9 protein-coding genes and 1 pseudogene are annotated in these 12048 nt (G+C 61.6%); 4 read left to right on the top strand and 6 right to left on the bottom strand.

Annotation, left to right across the window (positions count from 1 at the left end; translation table 11 throughout):
• The first annotated feature begins 58 nt into the window (after positions 1 to 58).
• Positions 59 to 907 carry a DUF2242 domain-containing protein gene (locus AC30D7_RS14145; RefSeq protein ID WP_490134473.1) on the top strand — a complete coding sequence of 283 codons (849 nt, stop codon included), beginning with the start codon at positions 59 to 61 and terminating at the stop codon, positions 905 to 907.
• A 291-nt stretch (positions 908 to 1198) separates the two neighbouring features.
• Here AC30D7_RS14145 and AC30D7_RS14140 read toward each other — a convergent pair.
• Positions 1199 to 2294: pseudogene (locus AC30D7_RS14140) on the bottom strand (AraC family transcriptional regulator).
• Between the two features lie 3 nt (positions 2295 to 2297).
• A complete protein-coding gene (locus tag AC30D7_RS14135) occupies positions 2298 to 3428 on the bottom strand; it encodes a carbon-nitrogen hydrolase family protein (RefSeq protein WP_490134472.1) in 1131 nt (376 codons plus the stop codon).
• A gap of 208 nt (positions 3429 to 3636) precedes the next feature.
• Between AC30D7_RS14135 and AC30D7_RS14130 the strand changes: the two genes are divergently transcribed.
• Positions 3637 to 5676 carry an oxidoreductase gene (locus AC30D7_RS14130; RefSeq protein ID WP_490134471.1) on the top strand — a complete coding sequence of 680 codons (2040 nt, stop codon included), beginning with the start codon at positions 3637 to 3639 and terminating at the stop codon, positions 5674 to 5676.
• Positions 5677 to 5729: 53 nt separating this feature from the next.
• Positions 5730 to 6671 (top strand): 1-aminocyclopropane-1-carboxylate deaminase/D-cysteine desulfhydrase, encoded by a 942-nt coding sequence (locus tag AC30D7_RS14125; protein ID WP_490134470.1) that lies wholly within the window; start codon positions 5730 to 5732, stop codon positions 6669 to 6671.
• Positions 6672 to 6729: 58 nt separating this feature from the next.
• On the opposite strand, the gene AC30D7_RS14120 is transcribed toward AC30D7_RS14125, so the two are convergent.
• The 3 genes from AC30D7_RS14120 to AC30D7_RS14110 all read right to left on the bottom strand — a co-directional run bounded on the left by AC30D7_RS14120 (position 6730) and on the right by AC30D7_RS14110 (position 9532).
• A complete protein-coding gene (locus AC30D7_RS14120) occupies positions 6730 to 7284 on the bottom strand; it encodes a cytochrome b (protein ID WP_490134469.1) in 555 nt (184 codons plus the stop codon).
• Positions 7285 to 7476: 192 nt separating this feature from the next.
• Positions 7477 to 8304 carry a phosphonoacetaldehyde hydrolase gene (gene phnX / locus AC30D7_RS14115; protein ID WP_490134468.1) on the bottom strand — a complete coding sequence of 276 codons (828 nt, stop codon included), beginning with the start codon at positions 8302 to 8304 and terminating at the stop codon, positions 7477 to 7479.
• Between the two features lie 118 nt (positions 8305 to 8422).
• A complete protein-coding gene (locus AC30D7_RS14110; RefSeq protein WP_490134467.1) occupies positions 8423 to 9532 on the bottom strand; it encodes a 2-aminoethylphosphonate--pyruvate transaminase in 1110 nt (369 codons plus the stop codon).
• 113 nt (positions 9533 to 9645) lie between these two features.
• Between AC30D7_RS14110 and AC30D7_RS14105 the strand changes: the two genes are divergently transcribed.
• Entirely contained in the window at positions 9646 to 10509 is an 864-nt protein-coding gene (locus AC30D7_RS14105; protein ID WP_490134466.1) for a LysR substrate-binding domain-containing protein, read from the top strand.
• A 102-nt stretch (positions 10510 to 10611) separates the two neighbouring features.
• Here AC30D7_RS14105 and AC30D7_RS14100 read toward each other — a convergent pair whose 3' ends face one another.
• Entirely contained in the window at positions 10612 to 12036 is a 1425-nt protein-coding gene (locus tag AC30D7_RS14100) for a type VI secretion system Vgr family protein (RefSeq protein WP_490134465.1), read from the bottom strand.
• Positions 12037 to 12048 lie beyond the last annotated feature (12 nt).

Below are 12048 nucleotides of genomic sequence, written 5' to 3'. Positions count from 1 at the left end.
CCGCTAAGCATCGATCTGTTGCACAATACGCCTCGAACCGTTTTCCTCAGGATGTTCAATGTTTAAATCAATTCCCATGCGTGTTGTAGGGCTGGCCTTGGTGCTGGCCGCCGCTGCCGGTTGTTCGTCGAAGAAGGCCGCCATCTATGAGCATGAGAACTTCGACGACTCGGGGACGTTTTCGCGCAGCTATCCGGTGACCGATGCGCAAACCTGCGAAGCCGCCCGTCGGGCCTTGCTTAGCCAGGGTTACATCATCACCAGCAGCGACCCGAAACTGGTCAGTGGGCACAAGAGCTTCCAGCAGACCGGCGAAACCCATATGGAGATCAGCTTCAATGTGGTTTGTGCCGATGACGGCAGCGAAGGGCACCATGCGACCATGTTCGCCAACGCCCTGCAGGACCGTTATGCGCTGAAAAAGACCAATAACTCCGCCAGCCTCGGCGTCGGCGTGTTGGGCTCGGTATCGATGCCGATCGGCTCGTCCGACGATTCGATGGTCAAGGTTGCCAGTGAAACCGTGTCCTCGGCCAAGTTCTACGAGCGTTTCTTTACTCTGGTCGAACTGTTCCTGCCGCCGGAAGCGAAGAAGGCCGCGCACATCATCGAGAAGCCGAAAACCGAACTCGGGATGCCTGAAGCCAAGGCTGCGCCGGCTCAGTTGGCGCCGACCCCGACACCGGCGGCAGAACCATCGCCAGCACCGGCAGCCTCACCGGCTCCTGCCGAAACCGCTCCAGCCGCTTCGGAGCCCGTTGCGCCGCCTGCTGAAACCGCGCCGATTACCCCGACCAAGAGCACCGAGCCGACATCGTCCACGGAAACGGTCACTCCAGTAGCGGACTCAAGCACGCTGCCTCCGCCGACCGAGCCGATTTCGGCGATGCCTGTCTCCGGCCAGTAATGGGGCTTGCTTGTTATGGGGGCGGGTCAGACGATACCGCTCCCGTAACGTCTTTCAAGACTGATCCACATCAAGTCGGGCTGTATTCCCACAGCCTGTATCGAAAAATCCAGTGATAAATTCCTGACCACCTGCTACGTTTTATTCAGTAGCGACGTAGTGTCGTGTCCGCGTCATTTTTCTTTCATGCGGGCACTTTATGCTCAGAGCGCTGGTCATTTATTCAGACGTTTTTTCAACAAGTGATGGGGGTTTAATAATGGACGATTATCAAGAAGAACTGCTCGAGTATCAGGCCTTTGAACTGGACCCGTTGGAACCGGCCGAAGACGCAACCGAGTTGTAATTAAGCGGATTGGCGATGACTGCGGCGAAACTCGCCGGGCGTCTGGCCATTCCAGCGTTTGAAGGCCCGCTGAAAGGCTTCGGCTGAGGCAAACCCTAGCAGGTAGGCAATTTCGCCGAACGCCAGTTCGGTGTCGCGGATGTAGGTCATGGCCAAGTCGCGGCGCGTATCGTTGAGAATTGCACGAAATTGCGTGCCTTCCTCGGCGAGTTTGCGGCGCAAGGTCCAGGTTGGCAGCTTCAGGCGTGCCGCCACTTCTTCCAGGTCGGGTTCCCGGCCACCATTGAGCAACGGGCCCAGCAACTGAGTGATGCGTTCACGCAGGCTGCGGGTGCGTGTCAGTTGCTCCAGTTCCCGTTCACACAGTTGCAGCAGGTGCCGCCAGGTGCTGGGGCAGTGCTCCGGGTTGCGCTGGGCGAGGCTGTCCAGGCTCAAGCGCAGTTGATTCTGTTCAGCGCCAAACTGGATCGGGCAGTCGCCGAGTACGGCGTAGGCCTCCCGGTAATCCGGTGCTTCGAATTCGATTTCGATTCGTTCGGCGCGCAGCGGGGCAGGGCTCAGGCTGGACAATTGCTGCAACCAACCAGCGATGATCGAATCCACCACGAAGCGGTTGTAGGCGTTGTAGGGACTGATCGAATAGAACCGCAGCCAGGCGCCTTGGGCGTCTTCGTGAAAGCTCGACTGGCCGCGATAGTTGGAGCCATACAGCGCCTCGAAGCGAATCAGGCAGCGCGCCGCTTCGCGCACGGTGGGTGCCTGGGCGGCGGTGACGCCGGCGAGGCCAACCTGGCTCAGGCGACTGAGCTGGCCCATGCGCAAACCCAGCGCCGGGTCGTCGGTCAGTTGAATGGCGCCGTGGCCCAGGCGCATGTAGCGCGGGATCGACAGGCGAGCGCCGGCTTCGGCCAGTCGCGCGGCGTCGAGGCCGTACTGTTCGAGCAACGGTTGTGGATCCAGGCCATGGCTGCGCACGGCGTCGGCCAGGCTATGGACGAAGCCCACCGACAGATCCCCGAGGCGCATCGGCTGCGGTTTCATCGATTACAACCAGAGGTTCAGCAAGCGCGCGCCGCGGGCATCGCCGTCGGCGAAATGCTGCCCGTTGCTACTGAGGAAGCTTTGACCGGCGCTGCTCTTGTCCCAGAACTGACCACGCAGGAACACGCTCATGCCGGCGATGCTCTGGCTGCTTGGTGGTTGGGCGATCAGCGTCAGTCGCTGCCAGGCCTGACCCTCGCTGAGTTCGCCGGCCTTGAGGCTGACAGAGCTCGGCGTTGGCAGGCCTTTATAACCACGCCACGGTTGATCCCAGGATCCATGCCCGACGACGAACGCCGGGACCGCCACCAGTTGTGCGCCTTGGTCGTTGAGTTTGCGGTAGTTGTCGGGGTACCAGCTGTCGCTGCCGATCAGCACGCCCAGGCGCCCGGCCGGGGTGTCGACGACGTTGACCGGATGATCGGAGTTGCTTTGGAGCGTGCTGTGTCCAGCGAACGTCGGGTGCAATTGTCGTTGGGGCTGGCCGATTGGCAGGCCGTCGCGACCGAACACCACGCTGCTGTTATACAGCGCGCCGTGGCCGATGTGCAGGATGCCGTCGTTGACGCTCGGTTCGGGCAGCACAATGGAACCGGCCACCAGGGTCACGTGGAATTCTTTCGCCAGGCCACCAAACAGCGCCTGATAGTCCTTGGCCATGCGCTTGGCTTTCATCCGAAAGTGCGCGTCGTCGACTCGGCTGCTGCCCTCGGCACTGATCAGGGCGCGGATGAACTGCAACGGGTTGCTCACCGCCAGCCAGTTCATGGCTTCCTTGAGGGTGGTGGCCTGGTACAGCTCATCTTTTTCGCCGCTGACCATCAGCCAGGTGCCGACATGTTCAGGCAGCACGACGATGGTTTTTTCGTTCAGCAGCCCCTGGTCCTGGGCCTTCTGCAGGTAGGCCGCGAGCTTGCGGTGCAGATGTTCGGGACTTTGATAGTCGGTAGGGAACAGCTCGGGCTGGATGCCCAGCAGGTTGCCGCGATCGGCGGGCGTGCCCTGATCGACCGCAAGATTGATGCGCAGGTCAGACAGGTAATGCCCCACCGGCCGGTCCGCGGCCCACATCGCGTAGGTCGTCAGAACGGCGATCAACGCCATGGAGAGGGTCAGGTACAGAAGTTTGCGCATGGGAAACGGTCAACGGCCGTGTGCAGGGTTCGCGACTAGGGTAGGGCCCATGCCCGCGCTTGCCAAGGGGCGCTGCGCATTTGGATCAATAAGTTGTCAGTTACGGTCATTGAGTGACAGCAGTGCGACTCTTAGTCTGTCGAATATGACTGACGGGAGCCGAAGAGCTCCTGCAACTTTTCCGTGATCGCTCGTTGTGGAGTTACCGATGGCCGCCGCTCATTACCCGCACCTGTTGGCCCCGCTGGACCTGGGTTTTACCACGTTGCGCAACCGCACCCTGATGGGCTCGATGCACACGGGCCTTGAGGAAAAGCCTGGCGGTTTCGAGCGCATGGCCGCGTACTTCGCTGAACGTGCTCGTGGCGGCGTAGGCTTGATGGTCACCGGTGGTATCGGCCCGAACGATGAGGGCGGGGTTTACTCCGGCGCGGCCAAGCTGACCACCGAGGAAGAAGCGCTCAAACACCGGATCGTCACCCGCGCGGTGCACGAGGCGGGCGGCAAGATCTGCATGCAGATCCTGCATGCCGGGCGTTATGCTTACAGCCCGAAACAGGTGGCGCCGAGCGCGATCCAGGCGCCGATCAACCCGTTCAAGCCTAAAGAGCTGGACGAGGAAGGCATCGAGAAGCAGATCAGCGATTTCGTTACCTGCTCGACCCTGGCGCAAAAAGCCGAGTACGACGGCGTCGAGATCATGGGTTCCGAAGGTTATTTCATTAACCAGTTCCTCGCCGCCCACACCAACCATCGCACTGACCGCTGGGGCGGCGCCTACGAAAACCGCATGCGCCTGCCGGTGGAAATCGTCCGTCGGGTGCGCGAAGCGGTCGGCCCGAACTTCATCATTATCTTCCGCCTGTCGATGCTCGACCTGGTGGAAGGCGGCAGCACCTGGGAAGAAATCGTGCAGTTAGCCAAGGCCATCGAGCAGGCGGGCGCGACCATCATCAACACCGGGATCGGCTGGCACGAAGCGCGGATTCCGACCATCGCCACTAAAGTGCCCCGTGCGGCGTTCAGCAAGGTCACGGCGAAACTGCGTGGTTCGGTGAGCATTCCGCTGATTACCACCAACCGCATCAACACCCCGGAAGTCGCCGAGCAGATCCTGGCCGAAGGCGATGCCGACATGGTGTCGATGGCACGACCGTTTCTCGCCGACCCGGATTTCGTCAACAAGGCGGCAGCCGGTCGTGGTGATGAAATCAATACCTGCATCGGTTGCAACCAGGCTTGCCTGGATCACACGTTCGGCGGCAAGTTGACCAGTTGCCTGGTGAACCCGCGGGCCTGTCATGAAACCGAACTCAATTACCTGCCGGTGCAGCAGATCAAGAAAATCGCCGTGGTTGGCGCCGGTCCTGCGGGCCTTTCCGCCGCTACCGTGGCCGCCGAGCGCGGTCATCAGGTGACGCTGTTCGATTCGGCCAGCGAAATCGGCGGCCAGTTCAATATCGCCAAGCGCGTGCCGGGCAAGGAAGAGTTTTTCGAAACCCTGCGCTACTTCAACCGCAAGTTGCAGACCAGCAACGTCGAGCTGTGCCTGAACACCCGTGTGGACGTGGCGCAACTGGTCGAGGGCGGTTACGACGAAATCATCCTCGCTACCGGCATCGCGCCGCGGGTGCCGGCGATTCCGGGTGTCGAGCACGCCAAGGTGCTGAGCTACCTGGACGTGATCCTCGAGCGTAAACCGGTGGGCAAACGCGTCGCGGTAATCGGCGCTGGCGGTATCGGTTTCGACGTGTCGGAATTCCTCGTGCACCAAGGCGTGGCCACCAGCCAGGACCGCGAAGCGTTCTGGAAGGAGTGGGGCATCGATACGCACCTTGAAGCGCGTGGCGGTGTCGCGGGCATCAAGGCTGAGCCCCATGCGCCGGCCCGTGAAGTGTTCCTGTTGCAACGCAAGGCATCCAAGGTCGGCGACGGCCTGGGCAAGACCACCGGCTGGATTCACCGCACCGGTCTGAAGAACAAAAAGGTGCAAATGCTCAACAGCGTCGAGTACCTGAAGATCGACGACGAAGGCCTGCACATCCGCATCGGCGAAAGCGGCGAACCGCAGGTGCTGCCGGTGGACAACATCGTGATCTGTGCCGGGCAGGATCCGTTGCGCGAGCTGCACGACGGTCTGGTCGCGGCCGGACAGAACGTGCACTTGATTGGCGGCGCGGACGTGGCGGCGGAGCTGGATGCCAAGCGTGCGATCAACCAGGGTTCGCGGTTGGCGGCTGAGTTGTAATCAACACAAAGTCTGCTGTTAACATACCGGCTCTTTACCCAGAGCCGGCATCAATGCTTTCCCCTCCAACAGACTGGCTCTCCCAAGCCCCCCTCGAGCCCCTTCACCTCGACTGGCTCGTCACCGCCGGTATCGAAGTCGCTATCCTGCGTCTGGACCGGATCGACCCGCTGATCAGCGGCAACAAGTGGTTCAAACTCAGCGAACACCTGAAAGCCGCTGATCAGAACGGCGCCCAAGGCATCATCAGCCTGGGCGGTGCTCACTCCAACCATCTCCACGCATTGGCCGCCGCAGGCAAGCGCTTCGGGTTCACCACGGTCGGTTTGCTGCGCGGGCATCCGCAAGACACCCCGACAGTAAAGGACTTGCAGGCGTTCGGCATGCAGTTGCACTGGCTGGGTTATGGCGGTTATCGAGCGCGGCATGAGCCGGGTTTCTGGCAGCCGTGGCGGGCGCAGTATCCCGAGCTGCAACCGGTGCCGGAAGGTGGTGCCGGCTTGCGTGGGGCGAAGGGCTGCATGCAGCTGGTGGCACAGGCCCGTGAGCAACTGAGTGGCCTGGACTGGAGCAACTATGACGGCTGGTGGCTGGCCTGCGGAACGGGCACGACCCTGGCCGGGCTGGTGCTGGCGGAGGCGGGTGAACACCCGGTGTATGGAGCGCTGGCGGTGCCCGATGATCATGGCGTGGCGCAGCAGGTCGAGATGATTATGCAGGAAGCCGGTTGGGTCGATCCCTTGTATGAACTGCTGGATGCCAGCCGTGGCGGTTTTGCCAAAGTCGACCCACAGCTGCTTGCATTCATCGAGCAGACCGAACAGGCCAGCGGCATTCTTTTCGAGCCGCTGTACACCGGCAAAGCGCTCATGGCTCTCAAGCAACAAGTCGAAGCTGGTAAATTTCCCCAAGGCACGCGCCTGATCTTCATCCACACCGGCGGCTTGCAGGGCCGCCGGGGCGTAGGAGCGAGGCTTGCCCGCGAAGAACGATGACGCTTAATACCTGAAAAACCGCGGTGCATTCTTCGCGGGCAAGCCTCGCTCCTACAGGTTATGCGTCACCGCGTTTGGGCATCATCCGCAGCAAGGTGTTATCGCGCACCACATAGTGGTGGTAAATCCCGGCCACCGCGTGCAACCCGATCAGCCAATAACCGATGGTGGCGCCGAGCTCATGCCAGCCTTGGAACTGCTTGGCCAGCGGTTTGTTTTCTTCGATCAGCAATGGCAGGTCAACGCCATAGAACATCACCCGATGCCCCTCGGCGCTGGTAGTCAGCCAACCCAGAACCGGCACGGTGATCATGAAAATATACAGTGCCCAATGCATCAGCCTGGCAACCACGGTTTGCCAGCGAGGGGAGGCGGGGAATATCTGCGGTGCCGGCCCCAGGCTGCGGGCGAATAGCCGCAACCAGACCAGCACGAACACCGTCAGGCCGAGCATGAAGTGTGCTTCCTTGATCAGCGTCCGGCCGCCACTGCCTTTGGGAAAGATCCCGCGAAATTCGATACAGGCGTAGACCAGTATTAACAGAACCAGCATCAACCAGTGCAGCGCGATCGATACGGTGCTGTAGCGTGATTCGGAATTCTTCCAGGGCATACGGTGTTTCCTCACAATTCTGGTCTGAAGTCACCGTTCTTGTTCGACGGCGTGCACTAACTGTAATCCTGTTTCGCAGGATTTGCCCGAGGCAAATGGGCCGCTCAATGCTCTAAATCAAGTCATCGACCACAAAAAAGCGCCAGTTCCATCCAAGGAACTGGCGCTTTTATTATGAGGCGAGGGGGGCGATCAGTTGGCTTGCGGCATCTCGCCGTTGGCCAGGCGCATGTTGATGTCGGCGATCACCTCGGGCAAATCGGTGATGGTGTCGATCATGTAGTGCGGTCGCGAGCCTTCGAACAGGGCATGAATGCGCTTGCGTTCGCTGGCCAGTTTATCGCTGCTTAGCGCGCGATAACCTTCGTAGTCCAGACCCAGCGCGTTACCGGAGCAGATCAACGCCACGGTCCACATGCCGGCACGGCGACCTTCGAGAATGCCCGGCACCGTGTCGTCGATCTTCACGCAGGCCGCGACGTCGTCGATGCCCAGCGCAATCACATTGGCCAGGGCCTGAGCGGGCCATGGGCGGCCGTTGGGCACTTCGTCGGTGGCGACCACGTGATCGGCGACGTAGCCGTTGCTGGCGGCCAGTTCCACCACTTTGTCCATGACCTGTTTCGGGTAGCCGGAGCACGAGCCGATCTTGATCCCTTGTTGGCGCAAGTTGGCGATGGTGTCCAGGGCGCCCGGAATCAGTGCCGAGTGTTCGGCGATTTTTTCGATCTGCAGCGGCATGAAGCGTTGGTAGATGGCGGTGACGTCATCGTCGGTCGGCGTGCGGCCGAACACCTGGCGATAACGCTCGGCAACTGACGGCTGATCGCACAGGGTGCGGATGTGATCCCACTTGCCCATGCCCATCGGCCCACGGGCTTCTTCGATGGAAACCTGGACGTCGAACTCGGCGAAGGCTTCGACGAAAATCTGGGTCGGGGCGAAAGAGCCAAAGTCGACCACGGTGCCGGCCCAGTCGAGGATGGCGGCTTGCAGTTTGGTTGGGTTTACATAGTTCATGTCTCTGATCTCTGTAGGAGCGAGGCTTGCCCGCGAAGAACGATTACAGGGTTTAACTGACGCACCGTGTCGTCTGCATTCGCGGGCAAGCCTCGCTCCTACAGGGAACAGTGGTGGTTTAGATTTCGAGGACTTCCATCTCGCGCAGCACCTCGGCCACGGCCGCCACCGCTGCGTGCATTTCGGCCTGGTTGACGTGGCCGATGCAGCCGACCCGGAACGTTTCGACCTGGGTCAGTTTGCCGGGGTAGAGGATGAAGCCCTTGGCCTTGACCCGTTCGTAGAATTCCTTGAACTGGTAGCGCGGGTCTTTCGGCGCGTGGAAGGTGACGATGATCGGCGCCTGGATCGCCGCGGGCAGGAAGCTGCGCAGGCCCAGTTTGGCCATGTCATCGAGCAGCACCTGGCAGTTGTTGGCGTAGCGCTGATGCCGGGCCGGCAAACCACCTTCTTCGTTGTATTGCAGCAAGGCTTCGTGCAGCGCCGCTACCACGTGGGTCGGCGGGGTGAAGCGCCATTGGCCGGTCTTGGCCATGTAGGCGTGCTGATCGAACAAGTCCATCGCCAATGAGTGCGAGTGACCGGCAGCCTTCGCCAGCGCTTCTTTGCGCGCGAAGACGAAGCCCATCCCCGGCACGCCCTCCAGGCATTTGCCCGAGGCGGCGATCAGGGCGTCGAACGGCACCTGTTGCGCATCGATCGGCAGGGCGCCAAACGAGCTCATGGCGTCGATGATCAGGCGTTTGCCGTGCTGCTCGATGACGTGGGCGATTTCCGCCAGCGGGTTGAGGATGCCGGTGCTGGTTTCGCAGTGAATCAAGGCGACGTGGGTGATGCTGGCGTCGGCCCGCAGCAAGCGGTCGACGTCGACGGCGGTGGTCGGTTCGTCTTCGGCGGTTTCGAAGGTGTCGAACGAACGGCCGAGCACTTCGCAGATCTTCGCCAGGCGTTTGCCGTAGGCGCCGTTGATCAGCACCAGCACTTTACCGTGCCGGGGCACCAGCGTGCCGATCGCCGCTTCGACCGCGAACGTGCCGCTGCCTTGCAGGGGCACGCAGTGGTGGCTGTCGCCGCCGTTGATGATCACCAGCAATTGCTCGCACAGGCTGGCGGTCAATTGGTTGAAGCGGTCATCCCATGAACCCCAGTCGACCATCATCGCCTGACGGGTACGTTGCGATGTGGTCAATGGGCCGGGGGTGAGCAGGATGGGCTCGGCAGTACGCATTCTTGTGTCCTTGCAAAAGCTCAGTGGGATGAAACTACGGGGCATAAATTGCAATTCGGCGTGCTATCAATCAAATTGTTTGTTGTTATGCCAGCTATCAGTGAGAGTTATTCATGAATCTGTTCCAGCTGCGTGCCTTCGATGCCGTGGCCCGCGAGGGCAGCTTCACCCGCGCCGCCGCACGCCTGTTCATCAGCCAACCGGCGGTCACCGGGCACATCAAGGCGCTGGAGGAGCGTTACCAGATCACCTTGTTGCGCCGTACCGCGCGGCGCGTCGAGCTGACGGAGGAGGGCACCAGACTCGCGGCGATCACCCGAGCGATGTTCGGCCTGGCCGAAGAAGCGCAGGCGATGCTGGAGGCCAACCGGCAGCTACTCACCGGGCGCCTGGAAGTGGCGGCGGATGGCCCGCACATGGTCATGCCGATGCTCGCCAGCCTGCGCGCGCGGTATCCGGGGATCACCGTGAACCTGCGGTTGGGCAATGCCCAGGAAACCCTCGCGGCGTTGTTATCCGAGCATGCCGACGTGGCAGTGCTGACCGAGGTTGAGCCGCGCAAGGGGTTGCACTTGCAAGCGTTGAACGAGTCGAGGATTTGCGCGTTGGTGCCCGCCGGCCATCCGTGGGCGCAGCAGTCGCAAGGGCTGCCGCTCAAGGCGCTGGACCAGGTGATCATGGTGTTGCGCGAGCCGAGTTCGATTACCCGACGCACGTTCGACGAGGCGTGCATTCAAGCCCGGGTCAATCCACGGGTGTTGCTGGAACTGGACAGTCGCGAGGCCGTGACCGAGGCGGTGGCCGCCGAGTTGGGCGTGGGCGTGGTGTCGTCGGCGGAAGTCAGCCACGACCCACGGGTGGCGGCGGTGTCGATCATTGGCGAGGGGCTGGTCAATCGTCACATGATCGGTTGTATGGAACGGCGGCGGGATTTGCGCTTGATACAGGCGTTTTTTGGGTTGGCGCCCGTCGGGTAGAGCGCGGCGTGGCTATCGCGGGCAAGCCACGCTCCCACAGGTTTTGCGTCGTACACAAGGTTGGCGGCCAGCCTGAATTCCTGTGGGAGCGGCTCGGTAAAATCACGGCATGAGATCCGAGCGATTGGTCAGCCAATCGAGCAGTAGATGAGCATCGCGGCGTGGTTCGGGAGCGGGCCGGGAAGGCTGGAGGTGGCCCATGCCGGCACACAACACCGGCCGGTCCGGGTCACTGTCGAGAAAACTGACCAACACTTCGGTGCCGGCCATGGGCAGTCTGGACGGATCGATCCGACCGTCCGGTGCTGCGAGGGCGACCGGTAGCCAGAGCCCAACGGACTCATCCGCCTCGAACCCCGGTTTTGGCCACAAGCAGACCTGTATTCGGCCTTGTTTATCGAGCGCTGCCGGTTGCCCGACGGGGCCCAGCACCCGGGCGGTTTGATAGCCCGGGATGCTCGGCTTGACCTGTTTGAGCGCTGGCCTGAATACCGTTGACCAGGGGATGGCGGTGAAACGATTGCTGTAGTGCCGGGCAATGCCGGGTTCGTCCTCGGCGAGTATCGACGGCTGCTGCCCCTGGTGCTGGATATCGGTGAGCAGCCACTGATCGTTGAAACTCGAGAGCGGGTGCTGCTCCACTTGCACGATTCGTCCAGTGCGCAGCTCGTTCAGGGTGCTTTGGCCGTGGATCTGCCGGTGCTGGCAACGCAGGCGTTCCAGCGTGCGGCGGCCCAGCTGTTCGCGATGAAGCTGTTCGGGCGCAAGTCTTGCCGTAACCGGGCCCGTTCCGGCGAGCGGGTGGTTGGCCGCGCCGTCGCCGATCACGTGCGCGCCGCGATTTCTGGCATCCCATTGTGCGGGGGCGGGAGCCGGGTCATGGCGCTGGAACAGTTCGCTGATCACCGGCAAGAGCGGGTCGTTGAATGCGTCGGCATGGAACGGCATCAACAGCGGCTCCTGCGGGAAACTCAGGCTGTCGTCGGCCAGAACCAGCAGGTGCCCGTCGGGCTGATGCTCGAAGTGGAAGTGGATGCCTTCTTCTTCACACAGCCGCTGCATGAAGGCCAGATCGCTCTCATCGTACTGAATGCAAAAAGGCCGCAGCGGGTAGCGCTCGCTGGTCAGGTCGAAGCGATAGATGTGCTCGGGCAATTGATGCTCCTCCAGCAACTGACGCACGATGGCTGGTACGCTGAGACGATGAAACACCCGGCGCGAGCTGTGCAGGTGAAGTCGTTGAAGATGGGGCGCGAGCACCAGCGAGTAGCCGACCCGATGCGGGCCGCGATGTTCGCGACTGATGCTGTGGATCACGCCATGAATGCCCTGATCAGCCGACAGCCTCAGGAACGCTGGTTGTTGCAGCAACCGGTGCAGGTTCATCGCCGGTGCGAGGCCGATCACCTCGATGTCGAATCGATAGGGCTGGTTGAGGCCTTCGCGGCCATTGAACTGCAATACCTGCAAACTCAGACCACCGTCGAGGAGTGTCAAGGTATAGGGACTTTCCTTGTCGTTGTGCATCGAATGCGCTTC

The organism is Pseudomonas sp. DF5 (assembly GCF_058148225.1).
This window is presented reverse-complemented; position numbering and strand designations above follow the sequence as displayed.

Bases quoted from the DNA above. Each gene is read 5' to 3' on its own strand.
- AC30D7_RS14145 (WP_490134473.1), top strand. From the start codon at position 59: ATGTTTAAATCAATTCCCATGCGTGTTGTAGGGCTGGCCTTGGTGCTG.
- AC30D7_RS14135 (WP_490134472.1), bottom strand. From the start codon at position 3,428: ATGCGCAAACTTCTGTACCTGACCCTCTCCATGGCGTTGATCGCCGTT.
- AC30D7_RS14130 (WP_490134471.1), top strand. From the start codon at position 3,637: ATGGCCGCCGCTCATTACCCGCACCTGTTGGCCCCGCTGGACCTGGGT.
- AC30D7_RS14125 (WP_490134470.1), top strand. From the start codon at position 5,730: ATGCTTTCCCCTCCAACAGACTGGCTCTCCCAAGCCCCCCTCGAGCCC.
- AC30D7_RS14120 (WP_490134469.1), bottom strand. From the start codon at position 7,284: ATGCCCTGGAAGAATTCCGAATCACGCTACAGCACCGTATCGATCGCG.
- phnX (WP_490134468.1), bottom strand. From the start codon at position 8,304: ATGAACTATGTAAACCCAACCAAACTGCAAGCCGCCATCCTCGACTGG.
- AC30D7_RS14110 (WP_490134467.1), bottom strand. From the start codon at position 9,532: ATGCGTACTGCCGAGCCCATCCTGCTCACCCCCGGCCCATTGACCACA.
- AC30D7_RS14105 (WP_490134466.1), top strand. From the start codon at position 9,646: ATGAATCTGTTCCAGCTGCGTGCCTTCGATGCCGTGGCCCGCGAGGGC.
- AC30D7_RS14100 (WP_490134465.1), bottom strand. From the start codon at position 12,036: ATGCACAACGACAAGGAAAGTCCCTATACCTTGACACTCCTCGACGGT.